This window comes from Ruegeria sp. O5 (assembly GCF_056535105.1).
The window spans coordinates 57074-76716 of record NZ_JBQERN010000002.1; the positions used below are offsets into that span (position 1 = coordinate 57074).

Here is a 19643-nt window from a genome sequence, read left to right on the forward strand (position 1 = left end):
CACAGGAATGAGGACGTCATGACCGACGCAACGGCTGAACAGGCGGAAGCCCCGGAAAAGAAGGGGAAAAAAGGAATGATCGTCGGGGTGATTCTGGCCATCGCCGGTGCCGCCGGTGGGTATTTCCTGACCTCGTCCGGGCTGCTGCCGCTGGGGAACAAGGCCGAGAAGGCGGAAAGCCATGACTTGGAAAAGGAAGAACCGGCCAAGGCATTGGCGGATGTTGCCTTTCTCGATTTGCCGCCGGTGATCGTTTCGGTGAATTCCGGCGGCGCGCGGCATCTGAAGTTTCACGCACAGCTTGAGGTTAACGCCCCGTACATGACTGACGTGGAAAAAATGCGACCGCGAATCATGGATGTCCTGAACGGGTATCTGCGGGCCGTCGAATTGAAGGATCTTGAGGATTCACTGGCGTTGATGCGCATCCGGGGCCACCTGCTGCGCCGCATCGAGATTGTCGTTGGCGAAGGTCGCGTGCGCGACGTGCTGGTGATGGAATTTGTTCTGAACTAGGAGGCGAAATTGGAGCTGATTGCGGATATTTTGCTGGTCGCCGGCGCCATGGGTGCGGGTCTGTATTGTTTTGTGCTGTCGCGCCGTCTCAAGCGTTTTGCCGATCTTGAAAAGGGCGTCGGCGGCGCGGTGGCGGTGCTGTCGACCCAAGCGGAAGAGCTGCGGAAATCACTGGATGATGCGCTCAACGCCTCTGATCAGTCAGGCGACCAGCTTAGGGCGCTGACGGGGCGCGCCGAAACGGTGGCACAGCGGCTGGAACTCATGATGGCGTCAATGCACGACGTCGTGCCCGAAAAAGACGCTGATCCCCAACCTGAGGCAGAGGTTTCAGAGACAAGCACCATCACCGAAGTTCCGGAGAGCGTGAAGCACGAAGGCAAACCCGAGCCGCAGGCCAGCGAAGCCGCTGCGCCCCAAGAACAGGCACGCGCACCTGAGGGGCTGATGTTCTTCCGGCATGACCGCAAGCAAGGCGAGGCGCAGGCATGAGCCGCCCGCGGATCAACACTCCCAACGCGCGGCCCCGCGGAGGGGTGCTTGCCGTGATCTCATTGCTGATGATCGGCTCGGCCGCTATCCGCATCGGGCTGGAAGCCGGACCCGCCTTTGCCAAACCAGCCAAACCTGAGGCGGAACACGATGAACCCGTCCCGTCCGACACCCGTGACATGCAGGTTTTGCTGACAGAGCTTTTGCGCCGGGAAGAGCGTGTCAAACAAAAGGAAGACATGCTGCGCGAGCGGGAAAACGCTCTGGAAATCGCGGGTCAGGCTATCGAGATGCGCATGGCCGCGCTTGAGGAGGCCGAGGAGTCGTTGCGCACCACTCTGGCGCTGGCGGACAGGGCGGCGGAAAACGACCTGACGCGCCTGACCGATGTCTATCAGAACATGAAGCCGAAAGACGCGGCTGCGCTGTTCGAAACCATGGACCCGACCTTTGCCGCCGGGTTTCTGTCACGCATGTCACCGGATGCGGCAGCCGGGGTTCTGGCGGGGCTCAGCCCCGAAGCGGCCTATACGATCAGCGTTGTCATGGCGGGCCGAAACGCCTCGGCCCCTCAGGAATAGTCGCCCGTGTTCCCCGCAGTTGCAACACACATAGCCGGAGATCTCAGATGATTGGAATAGTTGGAATTGTCGTCATTTTCGTGATGGTCTTCGGCGGCTATCTGGCCGCTGGCGGCAAGATGACCATCATTCTAAAGTCGCTTCCGTTTGAGATGATGATGATCGGTGGTGCCGCGGTTGGTGCCTTTTTGATCAGCAACGACATCGGCGGCGTGAAACACACGATCAAGGACATGGGGAAGGTCTTTAAAGGCCCGAAATGGAAGCCCGAGGATTACCGCGACCTGTTGTGCCTGCTGTTTTCCCTCATCCGCATTGCCCGCGCCAATCCGGTAGAGGTGGAACAGCATATCGAAGACCCCGGCAGCTCGGACCTGTTTTCGTCCTACCCCAGAATTCAGGCCGACAAGGAAGCGGTTGATCTGATTTGCGACACGATGCGGTCCGCGGCGATGAATTACGACGATCCGCATCAGGTCGAAGAGGTTCTTGAGAAACGGATGGAAGCGAATTTCCACCATGCCCTGCATTCGAGCCACGCCTTGCAAACCGTGGCCGACGGCCTGCCCGCGCTTGGAATTGTCGCCGCCGTTCTGGGGGTAATCAAGACAATGGGGTCCATTGATCAGCCACCGGAAGTTCTGGGAAAACTGATCGGCGGCGCCCTTGTGGGTACGTTTCTGGGTGTCTTTCTGGCCTACGGTCTGGTTGGTCCCTTTGCGGCCAAGCTGAAATCCGTTGTCGAGGAAGACAACCACTTCTATCAGTTGATCAAGGAAGTTTTGGTTGCAAACTTGCACAACCACAATGCTGCTATGTGCATTGAGGTCGGACGCCAGAACACACCAACGCATAACCGCCCTGATTTCTCTGAGCTTGAGGATGCGTTGAAAGAGCTCAAACGGGCCGCGGCATGAGGCAAACCGCGATACTGGTTGCAGCATTGATCACACTTGCAACGGCCGCAACCTCTGAAGAGGTGACTGTGCGGTCCGGTGAACATGACGGCTACACCCGGCTGGTTTTCACCGTTCCACCGGATACGGGCTGGGTTCTGAGCCAACGCAAGAACGGCGCCAAGCTGGCAATTGACCTGAAGGATGTCACATTTCGGGCGGGTTCGGTGTTCGGGCGGTTGACATCAGATCGGCTGGCCGCGCTGTCGCAGGCGCAACCCGGTAGTGCGCTTGAGCTGGAATTCGGGTGCGACTGCACGGCGTCGGCGTTCCTGTTTCGAAACTCGATGATCGTTTTGGACATTGCACCAGCAATAGCTCTGCCGCCCTTGCTTGCGGAAATCCCTCCGCCGACCCGAAAAAAACCGGCAGCGCCGAAAGCTTCTCCCGCGGAACACAAGCTTCTTTCCCAGCTGGACCTGCCGCTTCTGACCGGGAAGACGCACGGGATCAGGGATCAGTTGTCGACCCGTCTGGTGCAAGGGGCGGATCGTGAGCTGCTGGACCTGAATTTGGCACCTGTCGGACCGCGCCGTTCTGCCTCGTCCGAGTCCGTGACGCTGTTACCCGGATTGACATCGAACATCCGCGTGACCTCGGTTCTGGATGATCTGCAGGACATTCTGAACTCTGGTTTGCAGCAGATCGATAACAACCCGGTTTGTATCTCAACGGCTGAACTCGGGTTCACGACATGGTCCGGGACGCGCCCGTTTCCAGAGCAGGTGTCCGCCTTGCGCACCGCCCTATACAAAGAGTTCGACCGTCTTGACGCGGAAAGCGCGCTGAAGCTGGCAAAGCTCTATGCCTATAACGGCTTTGGGGCCGAGGCGCTGAAGGTTTTGCAGTTATTGCCCCCCCCACCTGATGAGGCTGGACGTGTTGAAGGGATTGCACGGCTGGTGGATGAGCGGCCAGCACAGGTTTCAAATCCATTCAGGGGCCAGCAACGGTGCAACAGCGACGTCGCACTTTGGGCCGTGCTATCTGAGGGAAAGCTGGCACCTGATGCACATCTTGAAGCCATCGAACACAGCTTTGCAAAGCTGCCAGAGCATCTTCGCCGCCACCTTGGCGCGCGACTTTCGGATATCCTGACAGACGCGCAGGAACTGGAGGCCGCGCGAAGAATCATGCGTTCGGTCGACCGGGTTGAACAGAAGCCGTCCCCGAACACCACGCTGGCCCGTGCTGGCGTCGCCGAAGCCGAAGGCGACAGCGCCCTTGAAGAGGCGCTGTTGACCGAAGTCGCGACCTCGGCCGGGGCCAAGTCCGAGGCGCCTTTGGCTTTGGCGCGGCTGGTGGAAAAGCGGTGGTCCGACCGCAAGACTGTGTCTTCAAGGGAACTTGAACTGGCCGCGTCTTACGCGATCGAGTTCCGGCGATCTGAACTGGGCCCGATGATGAACCGCACCCATGCGATTGCCCTGGGTCTGAGCCAGGATTTCGACAGCGCATTCGATGTGATCCAGTCTTTGCCAGACGGTTCGGACAGCAACAGCGCTTTCAACCGTCACCTGCAACTGCTGGCAGAACGCTCAGACGACCTTACCTTTTTGCGTCAGGTCTCATTGGTGCAGCAGTCGGGTCGGGCGGCGGCGCTATCCACGGATACCGTGATTACACTGGCCGAACGCCTGGCCGTGCTTGGCTTTGCCGATCAGGCCGTTGCGCTGGCAAACAGGCCTGAGGATCGGGCCCGGCGGTCAGAGCGTGCCCGTCTGCGCGCCCGTGCGGCGTTGTTGTCGGACCGCCCGCAACAGGCCATGCTTGAGCTGGCCAATGATACCTCGGACGAGGCGCTCGTCCTGCAGGCGCAGGCGTTGGACAAGGTGCAGGACTATGCGGCGGTGGCCGAACTCATGCAGAACCGCGGGCAACAGGAAGAAGCAAACCGATACCTATGGCTGGCCGGGTTACCGGAGGAAAGGATTGGGCCCTCTGACGGAAAGTACGCAAGCCTCAACCAAACCTCCGAGGCCCTTTTGGCCCCGCCGATTCGCGTGTCAGGCAAGCCGTTGGCGGATGCGGGAAGCCTGCTGGAGGACAGTCTGGCAACGCGGCAGAGGATCGTCGAAATGCTGAACACGGTCAGGGTGGAGTGAGGTTTCACAGCCAACCGGTCCAGTTGCCCGGATCGTTGCAGGCGGGTCGGGGCGCGGTTCACGGTTCTGGTGGATCAAAAATCAGCGGTGTCAGGTCTGCATACCGCGCGCTTTTGTCCGGCCAACTAAGTATCACTTGACGGATGCGGTCGGCACGATCTTGTCCAAGCACGGGGGCCGCAAACTGCGTATACTTGGCGATGACATCGTCCCGTGACATGGGGGCCTCGGGGCCGCCGCGGGCATGAATATCCCCGGATTTCAGAACACGGCCATCCGTTGTCGTGATCGTGACGTCTGCCCAGCGCCCTTCGGGAAACCGGGAGCTGTGGTGTTCGCTTTCCGCGACCGTGATGCGGGACATCAGATTGGCGACCGCAGGATCAGACAGGCCAGACCCTGAGATATGTTCAACGCCGATGCGCCCGTAAACGGCCTGAACTGCCACGGCAAATGGCAGGGAATACTGCGCTTGCGAAGTTGTTTCGGGCAGTCCCGCAAAAAGGCAGGCCGCCTGATGAAAGCTGCTGATATGCAAAGTTTCGATCTGCGTGCTGGTCAGGTCATGCGCGATCATGACAGCGCGCACGCCATCAATCGCGGCATGGGCCCAGCGACAGATCGGATAGGGTTTCACGTATTGATGTTCGACCTGCCAAAAGGTTCCCAGATCCTCCCAGTAGGGTGTGACCTCTTCCGCCTCGATTGTGATGGCGGGCGCGCCGGTAAAGCCGCGTTCGGCCAGAACAGCGGCGGACAGCCCCACCATCGCGCCCCAACCCGACCCGTCATGCAGCATTGTGGGGTTGGCAATCTCGCGCATCATCTGGCTGCGTGGACCGTGATATTCGGCAATTCCCATCGCCTGCCGCATCTGGTCGACAGAAAATCCGCGCAGGCGCGCCGCCATCGCAACCACGCCAAGCGCGTTCCAGGCACCGGATGTGTGGTAATCGCTGACACTTGCGTGCAGCGACAGGCCCGCGCGCCCGGCCACCTCGTACCCGGCAACGACCGCCGCCAAAGCCTCGGGTCCGGTCAGATTCGGGCAATGTTCGGCCAGTGCGGCCAGCGCTGGCAACACGACCACCCCGATATGGCCCTTGGTGGGGTTATATCCGTCGTGACCGTCCAGATTGTCGGTTTGCGTGGCGGCAGCATAGGCAGCACCCGCCATGCTGACGGTGCGGCCATCGAACAACATCCGTGCGCCATATGCAGGATCGGTACTGGCATAAAGCAATGCCGCCGTGTCCCGCGCGATCACGCCTGCCTGCATCGGGCCGGATGCGATCAGGATCCCCATCGTGTCGAGCATCATCAGCGCCGCAGCCTCTAGTGCGCTTTCAGGCATGTCCGAGGCCGCACGGGTCAGCGTGAAATCGGCAACCCTGGAAAATGTATTTGTCTGCGGGTTATGCGTCATGAGAGCTCTCCTGTCGGGCGGGGCCGGTACAGGAAAGTCAGCCACAGGTAAGGGCGGGCTTGTACTCTGTTCCCGACGCCAAATGTCGGGAACAGAGGAAAACGAACGAAGAAAAGACCCTAGTAAGGGGCTTCGACGTCATTCATGGAAACGTAGACTGTTTTCATTTCCGAAAAATGGTTGATCGCCAGCTTCGAGTTCTCACGTCCGACACCCGACATCTTCGATCCCCCAAACGGGGCTTCGACCGGGGCAAGGTTATAGGTGTTGATATAACAGGTTCCCGCCTCGAACCCGGCCACAACACGGTGCGCGCGGGTCAGGTCATTGGTGAAGACGCCTGCGGCCAGACCAAATTCGGTGTCATTGGCACGGGCCATGACCTCGGATTCCGTGTCGAAATCCAGCACCGACATGACGGGGCCAAAGATTTCCTCGCGCGCGATGGTCATGTCATCGGTCACATCAGCAAAAACGGTCGGCTGCATGTAGAAACCGCCGCCTTCGATCCGGTTGCCGCCAAAGACCAGCCTTGCGCCCTCGGCCCTGGCTTTGTCGACGTAGCTCAGCGCGATGTTCAACTGGTTTTCGCTGACCATCGGACCAAAGCTGACGTTCTCGTCCATCGGATCGCCGATTTTGGCGTTGGCCAGACGTTCGGACAGGCGTTTCAGGAAGGCATCCTTGATCCCTTTTTGCACAAAGACGCGGGTGCCGTTGGAACAGACCTGGCCCGATGAATAGAAGTTGCCAAGGATCGCGCCGGACACCGCGTTTTCGATGTCGGCATCGTCAAAGACGATCATCGGAGATTTGCCGCCCAGTTCCATGGTCACGTGCTTCATACCGTCAGCCGCCGCGGCATAAACCTTGCGGCCTGTCGGCACCGATCCGGTCAGCGAGACCTTGGCCACACGCGGATCGGTGACCAGCGCGGCCCCCACGTCGCCATAGCCCTGAATCACGTTGTAGACACCTTTGGGTGCGCCGGCCTCGACCAGAATCTCGGCCACTTTCAACGCCGAAAGAGGCGTCGTTTCCGAGGGCTTGAAGACCATCGTGTTGCCGCAGGCCAGCGCCGGGGCACCTTTCCAGCAGGCAATCTGCGTGGGATAGTTCCACGCCCCGATGCCGACGCAAACGCCCAGCGCCTGACGGATGGTGTAGACGAAATCGCCACCGCCCAGCGGAATATGCTCGCCGGTCAGAGAGGCGGCCAACCCGCCGAAATACTCCAGCGCGTCCGCACCCGATGTGGCGTCTGCCACCGTAGTTTCCTGAATCGGTTTGCCGGTGTCATGGGTTTCCAGAACCGACAGGTCATAATTGTGGTCGCGCATGATGTCGGCCGCGCGGCGCAGAATGCGGCCGCGTTCCGTTCCAGTCAGTGCGGCCCAGGCTGCCTGAGCCGTTTTCGCGCTGTTCAGAGCCTTTTCCACAATCGCCGGTGTCGCCGAATGCAGGCGGGCAATCACCTCGCCGGTAGCGGGGTAGATCACGTCAATGGCCGCGCCATCGGTATCCTCGACATAGGCGCCGTCAATGAAATGGCTGGCCTTGGGCTGAAACTTCATACCGTGTCCTTTTCCTAAACACCCGTCCGGACGGGGCATTTGGTCGTTTGGAATCGGCCCTAACGGTTATTGACTAGCCAGTCAATAAAATCATCCAAGCGGCAAGATAACGCCTGCCATCGCTCACAAACCTTGAAATTTTTGGTTTATGTTCTATATATGTTCCACATAGTCAGAGGACAAACCGATGACCCAGCACATGCGCCACGTGGCACTGAACGGGCCAAACAACGACTACCATCTGCTTCCGGTAACAGACCGGCAGATGCGATATGCGCGCGCCATTGCCGAGAAATCAGCGCTTGAGATCCCGGTCGAGGCGCAGCGCGACAGGCGGTTGTTGTCCGACTGGATTTCGGCCCACAAACCGCGCGGCACCTCGCAATTCGACGATTACCCGACGGGCAAGCAGGTGGCATTCGCCGAACGGATCTCACGCAGCAAGCACCGCCCGATCCCGTCCGAGTGTTTTCGGGACAAGAAAATGATGTCCCGCTGGATTGATCACAACAGATAACCCTTACTTAGGGTCTTCTGGCGCATGATTGCGGGTATAAAGCGCAACCGCAGCCGCAACAAACATACCCAGCAGAATGTAACCGGTCACAGCCTCGGACACTGCAAGCCCGCGACACAGGCCGGTCGGGGACATGTCGCCATACCCGACCGTGGTGAAGGTGACATATGAGAAATACAGGACATCCCCCGGACCCTGCGCCCCGACCACACAATTATCGTTGTACCCAAAAGCTCCGTAGACGGCGGCGAACAGGAACGGGACGACCTGGATGAATGACACACCCATCAGGAACAAAAGCCGTCGCGGCGATGTAACCTGGGTCATGTAATACCAGGATTGCGACACCAGCCAGATCAGCAGGCCAACCGACGCGATTGTTCCGATCATGTCACCCGCAGCGGTTTCGTTAAGACGCGATAGCCCGAACCAGGCAAGAAAACTTGTCAGAACCAGCCCCAATGCAGCAATCAGGGTCGATTTCCATTCTTCCAGAGTTGTGGGTTTGCGGTGCATGAACGCCCTCTCAGCCTAGTCTGACGGTGATCATCCGACCTAAAGCAAGGGCCTGCAACCCGCTTTCAGTCCTGCCGCAAATGCGGCTCGCCCCGCTTGCGCGCAAGCACTATCTGTTTTTGCCGTTCACGAAAGCGCATCTTGTCGGCCTCGGAGGTCTCGTCGATGCATTGGTGACAGGACACACCATGTTCATATTCGGGGCGTTTCATATCCTCGGGCAGGATCGGGCGACGGCAGCCATGGCACAGCTTGTGCGGTCCTTCAACAAGGCCGTGCCCTACCGAGACACGATTGTCGAACACAAAACATTCACCCTGCCACGAGCTGTCTTCGGATGGCATCTCTTCAAGATAGCGCAGGATGCCACCTTTGAGGTGATAGACATCATCGACCCCCTGCCCCAGCAGGTAATTGGTGGACTTCTCGCACCGGATGCCGCCGGTGCAGAACATGGCAACGCGCTTGTTGTGAAAGCGGTCCTTGTTCGCCTCCCACCAGGCAGGAAATTCGCGGAAACTGGCTGTTTCAGGGTCTATTGCGCCTTCAAACGTGCCGATCGCCACTTCGTAGTCATTGCGGGTGTCGATCACCACGACATCGTCCGAACGGATCAGATCATTCCAGTCCTGCGGGTCAACATAGTTGCCGACACGGGCGCGCGGATCGACATCCGGCTGACCCATGGTCACGATCTCTTTCTTCAGCCGCACCTTCATCTTGCCGAAAGGCGGATGGTCCGAGGTCGCCTCTTTCCACTCCAGATCCGAGCAACCGGGCAAAGCCCGGATATGTGCCAATACCGCATCGATCCCGGCGCGTGGGCCTGCGATGGTGCCGTTGATACCTTCCTGCGCCAGCAACAGCGTTCCCGTGACGGACTGCGCGCGGCACAGGTCAAGCAACGGTTCGCGCAGTGTGACGGGGTCTGGGAATCGGGTAAAGTGATAGAGGGCAGCGATCGTGTACATATGCGCGATCTACCCCCGCAAACCCGGAGTCGCAAGGGATTGCATTGACGCCCCGGCCCCTGCCCCCTACCGATAAGGCAGTTATACGGAGGCCGCCATGACCCATGCCCTGCTTGTCATCGATGTCCAGAACGATTTCTGCCCGGGCGGTGCCTTGGCAGTGGCCGGAGGAGACGAAATCGTCGCGTCTATCAATACCATGATGGAGGAGTTCGACGCCGTGATCCTGACGCAGGACTGGCATCCGGCGGGGCATTCTTCCTTTGCCAGCTCGCACAAAGGCAAAAACCCGTTCGAGCTGATCGACATGCCTTATGGCCCGCAGGTGCTGTGGCCGGACCATTGCGTTCAGGGCTCAAACGGTGCTGCGTTTCACCCCGAGTTGCGCACCGATGGCGATTTGATCCTGCGCAAGGGGTTTCGCAGTGGCATCGACAGTTATTCCGCGTTCTTCGAAAATGACCATCAGACGCCAACAGGCCTGAAAGGCTATCTTGAGACCCGAGGCATCACCCGTTTGACACTGGTTGGATTGGCGACCGATTTCTGCGTTCACTATTCGGCTGTAGACGCTGCCCGGTTGGGCATTGATGTCACAGTCCGGATGGATGCCTGCCGCGCGATTGACATGGACGGATCACTGGCTGCCGCCGAGCAGGCCATGCGCGACGCCGGTGTTACGCTGGCCTAAGGTGTCGCCCCGGCAGCTGCCAGCAGTTTGATCGTCACAAACAAAACAACGGCCAGCCCAAACGCCAGCCCGATACGCCCCGAAATAGAACGCCGACGGTCCGAAACGGGTTGCTGTTGCTGTGGCGGCTGTTTGCGCACCTGACGCGTACGCACGATCCCGGCCATGGGCTGCGCCATCCGAATGTAATGCAGAAAATCCCACAGGTTGAATTCGCCGCAATACTCCCCCTGAACGCCGCGCGATTTTATGTTCTCAAACAGAGAACGCAGAATCCTGACCCGGTCCACCTGATCTTCGGCCGGAAACACACCGGGCACGATGCCGCTGTTCCGCGACTCGAGGCTGAACCCGGCATCCAGGAAAATCTTGCGGATTTTCGGCGATGTTCCCCGTAGCGCATCTGCTGTTCTGATGTCGCGAAACACCGCACACACCTGGCGTTCCACATCAGAGTCTGACCCCAGCTTCTCCGGGTCAATTTCGTTCAGTGCTACATTAACAATATCAAAATCGTACTCGAGACCCATTCACAAACTCAGTTTCGTCTTTCCATCCCCTTCTCTCACTAACCGGCGAAAACAATGCACAATATGCCCGTATTGTGACGTCATGCTGGCATTGTCACCAAATCAGCGACTCTTGCCATTCCCGTTGTCGATTGATCTAACTACGGAAATCGCAGGAGTTCCCCATGGTCGACATCGCGACCCGCGTCTACAATCATAAATGGAAGATTGACCCGATTGTCCGGTCTTTAATCGACACAGACTTCTACAAACTGCTGATGTGCCAGTCAGTGTTTCGAAACAAGCCCCAAACAAATGTGGTGTTTTCCCTGATCAACCGGTCGAATCACGTGCCTTTGGCCCGTTTGATCGACGAAGGTGAGCTGCGGGAACAGCTGGATCATATCCGCTCGCTTAGTCTCAGCCGGGGGGAAAGCACCTGGCTGCGGGGCAACATGTTCTATGGAAAACGCCAGATGTTCCGTTCCGATTTCATGGAATGGTTCGAGAATATGCGCCTGCCGCCCTACCACCTTGAACGCAAAGGCGATCAGTATGAACTGACCTTCGAAGGCAAATGGCACGAGGTCATGTTGTGGGAAATTCCGGCGCTGGCGGTGCTGATGGAACTGCGCTCGCGCGCGGTGTTGAACGACATGCGCCGGTTTGCGCTACAGGTGCTATATGCCCGCGCGATGACCCGCGTATGGGAAAAGATCGAAAAGCTGAGCACGATCAACGGTCTGGGGATTGCCGATTTCGGCACGCGGCGACGGCATTCCTTCCTGTGGCAGGATTGGTGCGTGCAGGCGATGATCGAAGGGCTTGGCCCCGCGTTTACCGGAACCTCAAACTGCCTGATCGCGATGCGGCGTGAGGTTGAGGCCATCGGCACCAACGCGCATGAGCTGCCGATGGTCTATTCCGCGCTGGCCGACACCGATGCCGAACTGGCACAGGCCCCTTATGACGTTCTCAGCGATTGGCATGACGAACATGACGGCAATCTGCGCATCATTCTGCCCGATACCTACGGCACCAAGGGCTTTCTGGACAACGCACCCGACTGGCTGGCGGGCTGGACCGGTATTCGCATCGACAGCGGTGATCCGGCCACCGCCGCCGAGGTGGCCATCGACTGGTGGAAAGCGCGCGGTGAAGACCCGACCCAGAAACGGATCATTTTCTCGGACGGGTTGGATGTGGACAAAATCCAGGAATTGCATGCGCAGTTTGCTGACCGCACCAAAGTATCCTTTGGCTGGGGTACCTTGCTGACCAACGATTTCCGCGGTCTGGTTCCAAATGACTCGCTGGCACCGTTCTCATTGGTCTGCAAAGCCGTATCCGCCAATGGACGCCCGACGGTAAAGCTGTCGGACAACCCGGAAAAGGCGATGGGCCCGAAGGACCAGATCGAACGCTATAAGCGGGTGTTTGGCGTTGGCGCTCAGGAGGCGATCGAGGTGATTGTCTAAGCCAAGGCACAATATCAAACACTTATCCTCAATTCATATGATGCCGGGACTAAACGACTACAGATTGGCGTCGGCAGGATCGGCGATATGGTTTTCGAGGTATTGCAGCACGATGTTCTCGGTGATGGCGCCGTCGGTGGTTGAGAAATACCCCCAGCCTCAGAACCGGCGTCCACAGTAGCGGCTGCGCAGCGCGGGAATTTCCCGTTGCACCTTGTGAGACGAACGGCCCTTCATCTTGCGCACCAGACCCGAGATGGCAATCTTCGGCGGCACCGACACGAACAAATGCACGGGATCGCTCAACAACACCCCGCGCAAGATGTCGACCTCGTTCTCGTGGCAGACCTGACGGACGATGGCGCGCACCCGCAGGCGCACCGCACCGGTCAGCACCTTATAGCGATACTTGGTCGACCAGACGATATGGTACGGTGATAGAAAACGCAGTGCTTGCCAATATCATAACACGATTCTCCGCACTGAATCGGGCCCGACCGGAAGTCGAAGGGTTTGCGTCAAAGCGTGGATACTGAAACTTGTGGTGCCGCTGAAGGGACTCGAACCCCCGACCCCATCATTACGAATGACGTGCTCTACCAGCTGAGCTACAGCGGCGCCTTGAGTCATCCGAAACTGGTCTCTTCCGGATGAGATGGCTCATTTAAACTGTCAGCCTGAAGCCTGCAAGACCAGTTGTGTCCGTTCGGGCCTTTCCGCTCTTTTCACCAGATGTTGTCGTCGAGGTATTGGGCCAATGATCAATCCATTGGGGCGAGCTTCCAGTTTGTGAAATTTTTGTAACGACGCAAAAGTCGTTTTGACTTCATACCTATAATTCCATAATTCATGAAATATGATAACAGAAGAAATCGATCAACTGGCCATCCTTGGCCACCCACAACGTATCACCGTGTTTCGCATGTTGATGCGACGGTATCCTGACACTGTTCCAGCGGGGGAACTGGCGTCGGAACTGGGGATCAAGTCCAGCACCTTGTCGAACTATCTCAACGCGTTGCAGCGATCCGGGCTGGTCAAGCAGGAACGATCCGGGACGTCACTGCTCTATTCGATTGAGATGAAGAACGTGCAGCACATGTTCGATTTCCTGCTCGTGGATTGCTGCCGTGGCCGACCCGATCTTTGCATGCCCTTGGCCAAAGGGCGCGAAACCATGGCTGACCGAAAGTTCAATGTGTTGTTCATTTGCGTGGGTAATTCTGCCCGGTCGATCTTTGCCGAATCCCTTTTGCGGGATATCGGCGGGGATCGGTTCAATGTGTATTCGGCCGGCATACGACCGTTTTCCGAACTCAACCCGTTTGCAGTTCGGGTTCTGCAAGACAAGGGGCATGATACATCGGCGCTCCGCTCCAAGAATGTATCCGAGTTCTCGCGACCGGGCGCACCTGAAATGGATTTCGTCTTTTCGGTCTGCAATCAGGCTGCGAACGAAGAATGCCCCGCGTGGGAAGGCCAGCCGATCAGCGGTCACTGGGGCATGGCGGATCCGGTCAAGGCAGAAGGCACCGATGCCGAGAAAAGCTTGGCCTTTCAAAACGCGTACGGCGCGCTGAAGCGTCGGGTTCAAGCCTTTACATCGCTGCCGGTTGAAAGCCTGGACCGGATCGCACTGCAATCCGCCGTTGATGAAATCGCGCGGTCGCCACTTGAGGATGCGCCATGACGACTTACGCTGTGAACGGCCTTGGCCGAATGGGGAAACTGGCCCTGAAGCCCTTGTTGGAACGGGGCGCAAAGATTGCCTGGATCAACGATGCCTTCGGCGACTCCCAGATGCACGCGCATCTGTTGGAGTTCGACACGGTACACGGGCGTTGGGATGCAGAATTCAGCTTTGATGCCGACAGCATCACTGTGAATGGAACCCGCCTGCCGTTCATCGGCACGAAAGACCTGAACACCCTGCCGCTGGATGGCGTTGATGTCGTGATCGACTGTACGGGCGTGTTCAAGACCGAGGCCAAGCTGGCCCCATATTTTGATGCCGGGGTAAAGAAAGTCGTCGTCTCTGCCCCGGTCAAAGACGGCCCGACGGCAAATATCGTTGTTGGAGTGAATGAAAGCACATATGACCCCGCGACCCATAAAATTGTGACAGCGGCCTCTTGCACAACGAATTGCCTGGCGCCGGTGGTCAAGGTGATCCACGAGAATCTGGGTATCCGCCACGGGTCGATGACTACGATCCATGACGTGACCAACACGCAAACAATCGTTGATCGGCCCGCAAAGGACTTGCGGCGCGCACGGTCGGCCCTCAACTCACTGATCCCGACGACCACCGGTTCGGCCACCGCCATCACGCTGATCTATCCCGAACTCAAGGGGCGTCTGAATGGTCACGCCGTCAGGGTGCCGCTTTTAAACGCCTCGCTGACCGATTGCGTATTCGAAGTTGAGCGGGCCACCACGGTTGACGAGGTCAACGCCCTCTTCAAAGCGGCGGCTGAGGCTGATCTGAAGGGTATTCTGGGTTATGAGACCCGCCCACTGGTATCCACCGATTACACCAATGACAAACGCTCCTCGATTGTCGATGCGCCCTCGACCATGGTGATAAACGGGACACAGGTGAAAATCTATGCGTGGTACGACAATGAGATGGGCTATGCGCACCGCTTGGTGGATGTGGCGCTGATGGTCGGGTCCTTGCTGTGACCCAGCGGCCCGAAGGACTGTCGGCTTATGTCGCGGTCACGGCGGCTTATTGGGCCTTTATGCTGACTGACGGGGCGCTCAGGATGTTGGTGCTACTGCACTTTCACACCATGGGATTCTCACCTGTTCAGCTGGCCTATCTGTTTGTGCTTTACGAGATTGCTGGGATCGTCACCAACCTGGCCGCAGGCTGGATTGCCGCCCGGTTCGGGTTGACGTCCACCCTTTATGCAGGATTGGGGCTGCAGGTGGTGGCGTTGCTTGCCATGACGCAGCTTGATCCGCACTGGACCGTTACCGCCTCGGTCAGCTTTGTGATGATGGTGCAGGGGGCAAGCGGAGTGGCCAAGGATCTGGCCAAGATGTCGTCGAAATCATCAGTCAAATTACTGGCCCCGGCCGAGGGCGGAGGGCTGTTTCGGTGGGTCGCGGTGCTGACCGGATCAAAAAACGCCGTCAAAGGGCTGGGTTTCCTGTTGGGCGCGGCCATGCTGGCCACGTTGGGATTCATGACGGCAATTCTGGCCATGGCGGCGGTTCTGGCACTGATCCTGTTCGCAGTTATTCTGTTCATGCCAGCGGGCCTGCCGAAGGGGCGAAAAGGGGCGAAATTCTCGGAAATATTATCAAAATCCGCCAATGTGAACTGGCTATCCGCAGCGCGCGTCTTTCTGTTCGGCGCCCGCGATGTCTGGTTCGTGGTCGGCATCCCGATCTATTTCTACGCCGTCCTGTCGGATGGCACCGACGACGGCAACCGTTCCGCGTTCTTCATGATCGGAACATTCATGGCGCTGTGGGTCATCCTCTATGGCGCAGTGCAGGCCTACGCGCCAAAGATCCTTCGTGCGGCGGATCGAACCGAAGGCGATTTGATCCGCGCGGCACGTAATTGGGCGATTGTCCTTTTCTGCGTTCCTGCGGCTCTAACATTGGTCGTATCGCTGTCAAATGGGCCTGAAACCTGGCAGACCATAACGCTTGTGGCTGGGCTGCTGATCTTCGGAGCAATATTTGCGGTGAATTCATCGCTGCATTCCTATCTGATCCTGGCTTTCACCCGGTCCGAACGCGTGACAATGGATGTCGGATTTTATTACATGGCAAATGCAACAGGCCGGCTGATCGGCACGGTTCTGTCCGGCCTGACTTATCAGATCGGAGGATTGCCAATGGTCCTCGGCACCGCGTCCGTAATGTTGGCCCTTGCTGCGCTGACTTCAGGCCAACTGACAGACCAAACCTCCGACGCACTGACGTGACCGTTTTTGAACGATACCTCACAGACTGAATCGCCCTCGCCATGATTGGTGGCGATCTGATCGGCGGGGCTGCGCAAGGTTATAGAAAATCGAACGGCGCGAATTTTACATGTTTCGGCATATGCCTTCGCAATGTTCAGTAAACCATGACGACACCGCTGGCCGCTGAATCCCGGTATCCGATATATTATCCTGTATTTTTGGTGACCCCGGCAGGATTCGAACCTGCAACCTGCCCCTTAGGAGGGGGCTGCTCTATCCAGTTGAGCCACGGGGCCGTGCCAGGCTCTCTGTAACCGGGATTTTCCGGGTTGTCATCGCCTTTGCACAATTGTTGTACACACCGACCTGTTCACGCTACCATCGGACAAAACAACAACGCAGGTGCCTCCCGTGAACAGTGAAACCAAACGCCCGCTTACCCTTCGTGATGTGTCCGAGGCTTCCGGAGTATCCGAGATGACGGTAAGCCGGGTTCTGCGTAACCGGGGGGATGTGTCTGACGCCACCCGCACCCGCGTTCTGGCCGCCGCCAAAGAGCTTGGCTATGTCCCCAACAAGATCGCGGGCGCATTGGCGTCCAGCCGGGTTAATCTGATCGCGGTGATCATCCCTTCGCTTTCGAACATGGTCTTCCCCGAGGTGATGACAGGCATCAACCAGGTGTTGGAAGACACCGAATTGCAGCCCGTGGTCGGGGTAACCGATTATCTGCCTGAGAAAGAGGAAAAAGTGCTGTACGAGATGCTCTCGTGGCGGCCCTCTGGTGTGATCATTGCGGGGCTTGAACATACCGAAGCCGCGCGCGCCATGCTGGATTCGGCGGGTATTCCGGTGGTCGAGATCATGGACACGGATGGCAAGCCGGTGGATGCGATGGTGGGGATCTCACACCGCCGCGCGGGGCGCGAGATGGCGCAGGCAATCCTGAAGGCCGGGTATCAGCATATCGGTTTCATGGGTACCAAGATGCCACTGGATCACCGCGCACGGAAGCGGTTCGAAGGCTTTACCGAAGTTCTTGGCAAGCACGGGATCGAGATAGAGGATCGCGAGTTCTATTCCGGCGGATCGGCCCTGGCCAAAGGGCGCGAGATGACCCAGGCCATGCTGGAACGCTCACCCGAGCTGGATTTTCTGTATTACTCGAACGATATGATCGGGGCCGGTGGCCTGCTGTACCTGCTGGAACAGGGTATCGATATTCCGGGACAGATCGGCCTGGCCGGGTTTAACAATGTCGAGCTTTTGCAAGGCTTGCCCCGAAAACTCGCGACGATGGACGCCTGTCGTCTGGAAATCGGCCGTCAAGCCGCCCAGATCATCGCCGAACGTCTGGAAAATCCTGATACCGAGATCGAGACACGCGTTACTCTGACCCCCACGATCAGTTATGGTGACACGCTGAAACGGCGATGAACACACCCCTGAAAAGGCTCGACAATCGGGCGGCACGGGCGATCTTCATGGACCGCCACGCTTTGGGCGAACAACCCTCGGGTTCGGCCAAAGGTGTCGCGCTTCTGGATCTGATCCAACGGCTTGGGTTTGTTCAGCTTGACAGCATCAACACCGTTGCCCGAGCACATGACATGATCCTGTTCTCGCGCAGGCCCGCCTATCGCAGCGCCAACCTGAAAAGGCTCTATGAAAGGGACAATGCGCTATTCGAGCATTGGACGCACGATGCGGCGGTCATTCCGATGGAGTTCTATCAGCATTGGCATCTGCGCTTTCAGCGGGATGCCGATATGTTGAAGGCGCGGTGGAAGAACTGGCGGCGGGATGGGTTCGAACAGCAGTTTGACACTGTCCTGCAACACATCCGCGACCATGGGGCGGTGTCGTCATCGGATGTTGGCAAGGATGAAAAGAAGGGCTCGGGCGGGTGGTGGGACTGGCACCCATCGAAAACCGCGTTGGAGTATCTGTGGCGCTCGGGTGCCCTGACCGTGGTTGGCCGGGATGGCTTCCAGAAACGCTATGATCTGACAGAGCGCGTGATTGAAACACATCTCTGCCCCGGCAGCACGCCCTGTGATGCCGAGGGGACCGTGGATTGGCTGTGCAACGCCGCACTGGACCGGCTGGGATTTGCAACATCCGGAGAGTTGGCGGCTTTCTGGGACACCGTCAGCGCGGCTGAGGCAAAAGACTGGTGCGCAGCGGCGCTGGAAAGTGGCGACATTGAAGAAATCGAGGTTACCTGTGCCGATGGGCGCTTGCGCAAGACATACGCCCGCCCAGACCTGACGACCGAACTAGTGCAACCACCAGGCCGCATTCGCGTGCTCAGCCCGTTTGATCCCATGCTGCGAGACCGCAACCGGGCCGAGCGGCTGTTCGGCTTTCACTACCGCATCGAGGTTTTCGTCCCCGAGGCCAAACGAACTTATGGATACTACGTTTTTCCGATGCTCGAAGGCGACCGTATGATTGGCCGTATCGATATGAAAGCCCACCGCGATCGTGATCTGCTGCACGTCAAAGCGCTCTGGCCCGAGCGCGGGTTGCGCTGGTCAGATGCCCGTACCCGACGCCTGAACGCCGAGCTGGACCGGGTGCGGCGACTTGCTGGTGTGGAACATGTAACGTTCGCCAAGGACTGGCTGAAAGAACCTATTTAGGGTCTATTCTGCGTCTGACAGAGTCAACTTGACCGGCTCCAGCCCATCAATCTCACCTGTCAGAACATCCCCTGCAACGACTGGGCCAACACCAGCCGGTGTACCGGTCAGGATCAGGTCACCGGGGCGCAGGCGGTAAAAGCCGGACAGGTGCATGACAATCTCGTCGATCTTCCAGATCAGCTCCTCCAGGGTCGCGTTCTGGCGCAACTCTCCGTTTACGCTTAGCTGAATGCGTTTGTCATCCTCCGGGATCCAGTCGGCAGCTGGCGTCAACGGGGCAAAGACCGCTCCGTTTTCGACGTCCTTTCCCAGATCCCAGGGCCGCTGCTTGTTGCGCTCGCGGATTTGCAGATCACGGCGCGTCATATCCAGGGCGCAGCCATAGGCATAAACGGCTTCCCACGCCTGCGCACTGGTGGCGCGAAACACGGGCTTTCCAATGGCCAATGCCAATTCCATCTCATGATGGTAATTCTGGGTCCCGGCAGGATAAGGAACCGTCGCACCCGAGAGTACGGCGTTCGGGGCGGATTTGGTGAAGTAGAAAGGTGCCTCGCGATCCACCTCATTCCCCATTTCTGCGGCATGGGCAGCATAATTTCGACCGACACAGAAGATCCGTCCAATGGGATATCCGGCCGCCGCGCCGACAACGGGGATGGTGATCGGGTCCGGAAGCGAAAACAGGCTGTTTGGCATGATAATCCCTGAAGGTTGCGTAACTTCCATATTAC

General features: G+C 58.3%; 19 protein-coding genes, 2 tRNA genes and 1 pseudogene. 13 read left to right on the forward strand and 9 right to left on the reverse strand.

The window, feature by feature from the left end; genetic code table 11:
• Positions 1 to 18 precede the first annotated feature (18 nt).
• The 5 genes from ACR0M3_RS04825 to ACR0M3_RS04845 are packed head-to-tail and all read left to right on the forward strand — an operon-like array spanning position 19 to position 4650.
• The gene (locus ACR0M3_RS04825) at positions 19 to 516 is read left to right on the forward strand and encodes a flagellar basal body-associated FliL family protein (RefSeq protein ID WP_480909873.1); all 498 of its coding nucleotides are present in this window, start codon (positions 19 to 21) and stop codon (positions 514 to 516) included.
• Positions 517 to 525: 9 nt separating this feature from the next.
• Positions 526 to 1008: a hypothetical protein gene (locus ACR0M3_RS04830; protein ID WP_480474306.1), complete on the forward strand. Its 483-nt coding sequence runs from the start codon at positions 526 to 528 to the stop codon at positions 1006 to 1008.
• Positions 1005 to 1589, forward strand: coding sequence for a MotE family protein (locus ACR0M3_RS04835; protein ID WP_480484556.1), 585 nt, complete (start codon positions 1005 to 1007; stop codon positions 1587 to 1589). Before ACR0M3_RS04830 ends, ACR0M3_RS04835 begins: the two co-directional genes overlap by 4 nt.
• 47 nt (positions 1590 to 1636) lie before the next feature.
• Entirely contained in the window at positions 1637 to 2506 is an 870-nt protein-coding gene (motA, locus tag ACR0M3_RS04840; protein WP_480484555.1) for a flagellar motor stator protein MotA, read from the forward strand.
• Positions 2503 to 4650 (forward strand): hypothetical protein, encoded by a 2148-nt coding sequence (locus tag ACR0M3_RS04845; RefSeq protein ID WP_480898586.1) that lies wholly within the window; start codon positions 2503 to 2505, stop codon positions 4648 to 4650. The genes motA and ACR0M3_RS04845 overlap by 4 nt, the downstream gene beginning before the upstream one ends.
• A 58-nt stretch (positions 4651 to 4708) precedes the next feature.
• On the opposite strand, the gene ACR0M3_RS04850 is transcribed toward ACR0M3_RS04845, so the two are convergent.
• Positions 4709 to 6076, reverse strand: a complete 1368-nt coding sequence (locus ACR0M3_RS04850) for an MmgE/PrpD family protein (protein WP_480909874.1) — start codon at positions 6074 to 6076, stop codon at positions 4709 to 4711.
• 119 nt (positions 6077 to 6195) lie between these two features.
• A complete protein-coding gene (gene betB / locus ACR0M3_RS04855) occupies positions 6196 to 7650 on the reverse strand; it encodes a betaine-aldehyde dehydrogenase (RefSeq protein ID WP_480484552.1) in 1455 nt (484 codons plus the stop codon).
• A gap of 187 nt (positions 7651 to 7837) precedes the next feature.
• Here betB and ACR0M3_RS04860 point away from each other — a divergent pair, with 187 nt between their 5' ends.
• Complete coding sequence (locus ACR0M3_RS04860) at positions 7838 to 8167, forward strand: hypothetical protein (RefSeq protein WP_480487031.1); 330 nt, start codon at positions 7838 to 7840, stop codon at positions 8165 to 8167.
• Between the two features lie 3 nt (positions 8168 to 8170).
• On the opposite strand, the gene ACR0M3_RS04865 is transcribed toward ACR0M3_RS04860, so the two are convergent.
• Both ACR0M3_RS04865 and trhO read right to left on the reverse strand, forming a co-directional pair.
• A complete protein-coding gene (locus ACR0M3_RS04865) occupies positions 8171 to 8683 on the reverse strand; it encodes a potassium channel family protein (RefSeq protein ID WP_209505145.1) in 513 nt (170 codons plus the stop codon).
• Between the two features lie 65 nt (positions 8684 to 8748).
• Positions 8749 to 9654: an oxygen-dependent tRNA uridine(34) hydroxylase TrhO gene (trhO, locus tag ACR0M3_RS04870; RefSeq protein ID WP_480487027.1), complete on the reverse strand. Its 906-nt coding sequence runs from the start codon at positions 9652 to 9654 to the stop codon at positions 8749 to 8751.
• A 97-nt stretch (positions 9655 to 9751) separates the two neighbouring features.
• Between trhO and pncA the strand changes: the two genes are divergently transcribed.
• Positions 9752 to 10345, forward strand: a complete 594-nt coding sequence (gene pncA, locus ACR0M3_RS04875) for a bifunctional nicotinamidase/pyrazinamidase (protein ID WP_480559277.1) — start codon at positions 9752 to 9754, stop codon at positions 10343 to 10345.
• Here the strand turns inward: pncA and ACR0M3_RS04880 are convergent.
• On the reverse strand, positions 10342 to 10875 hold the full coding sequence (locus ACR0M3_RS04880; RefSeq protein ID WP_480559275.1) for a hypothetical protein: 534 nt from the start codon (positions 10873 to 10875) through the stop codon (positions 10342 to 10344). The genes pncA and ACR0M3_RS04880 overlap by 4 nt on opposite strands.
• A gap of 164 nt (positions 10876 to 11039) precedes the next feature.
• Here ACR0M3_RS04880 and pncB point away from each other — a divergent pair, with 164 nt between their 5' ends.
• Positions 11040 to 12332, forward strand: a complete 1293-nt coding sequence (gene pncB / locus ACR0M3_RS04885) for a nicotinate phosphoribosyltransferase (protein WP_480484546.1) — start codon at positions 11040 to 11042, stop codon at positions 12330 to 12332.
• Between the two features lie 57 nt (positions 12333 to 12389).
• Here pncB and tnpA read toward each other — a convergent pair.
• Together tnpA and ACR0M3_RS04895 are read right to left on the reverse strand one after the other, a co-directional pair.
• Positions 12390 to 12820 (reverse strand): annotated as a pseudogene (gene tnpA / locus ACR0M3_RS04890) (IS200/IS605 family transposase).
• A gap of 54 nt (positions 12821 to 12874) precedes the next feature.
• Positions 12875 to 12950: transfer RNA gene (locus tag ACR0M3_RS04895), tRNA-Thr, on the reverse strand.
• Between the two features lie 238 nt (positions 12951 to 13188).
• On the opposite strand from ACR0M3_RS04895, the gene ACR0M3_RS04900 reads away from it, so the two are divergent.
• Genes ACR0M3_RS04900 through arsJ form a run of 3 tightly spaced genes read left to right on the forward strand, consistent with a single transcriptional unit; the run spans position 13189 to position 16279 of the window.
• Entirely contained in the window at positions 13189 to 14022 is an 834-nt protein-coding gene (locus ACR0M3_RS04900) for an arsenate reductase/protein-tyrosine-phosphatase family protein (protein ID WP_480909875.1), read from the forward strand.
• Positions 14019 to 15017, forward strand: coding sequence for an ArsJ-associated glyceraldehyde-3-phosphate dehydrogenase (locus tag ACR0M3_RS04905; protein ID WP_480909876.1), 999 nt, complete (start codon positions 14019 to 14021; stop codon positions 15015 to 15017). The genes ACR0M3_RS04900 and ACR0M3_RS04905 overlap by 4 nt, the downstream gene beginning before the upstream one ends.
• On the forward strand, positions 15014 to 16279 hold the full coding sequence (gene arsJ / locus ACR0M3_RS04910; protein ID WP_480909877.1) for an organoarsenical effux MFS transporter ArsJ: 1266 nt from the start codon (positions 15014 to 15016) through the stop codon (positions 16277 to 16279). Before ACR0M3_RS04905 ends, arsJ begins: the two co-directional genes overlap by 4 nt.
• 201 nt (positions 16280 to 16480) lie before the next feature.
• On the opposite strand, the gene ACR0M3_RS04915 is transcribed toward arsJ, so the two are convergent.
• Positions 16481 to 16557, reverse strand: a tRNA-Arg gene (locus tag ACR0M3_RS04915).
• 115 nt (positions 16558 to 16672) lie between these two features.
• Between ACR0M3_RS04915 and ACR0M3_RS04920 the strand changes: the two genes are divergently transcribed.
• Complete coding sequence (locus ACR0M3_RS04920) at positions 16673 to 17698, forward strand: LacI family DNA-binding transcriptional regulator (RefSeq protein ID WP_267366879.1); 1026 nt, start codon at positions 16673 to 16675, stop codon at positions 17696 to 17698.
• A complete protein-coding gene (locus tag ACR0M3_RS04925) occupies positions 17695 to 18906 on the forward strand; it encodes a winged helix-turn-helix domain-containing protein (RefSeq protein ID WP_480909878.1) in 1212 nt (403 codons plus the stop codon). The genes ACR0M3_RS04920 and ACR0M3_RS04925 overlap by 4 nt, the downstream gene beginning before the upstream one ends.
• Before the next feature lie 3 nt (positions 18907 to 18909).
• Here ACR0M3_RS04925 and ACR0M3_RS04930 read toward each other — a convergent pair whose 3' ends face one another.
• Entirely contained in the window at positions 18910 to 19608 is a 699-nt protein-coding gene (locus tag ACR0M3_RS04930) for a fumarylacetoacetate hydrolase family protein (RefSeq protein ID WP_480831938.1), read from the reverse strand.
• Between the last annotated feature and the right edge of the window lie 35 nt (positions 19609 to 19643).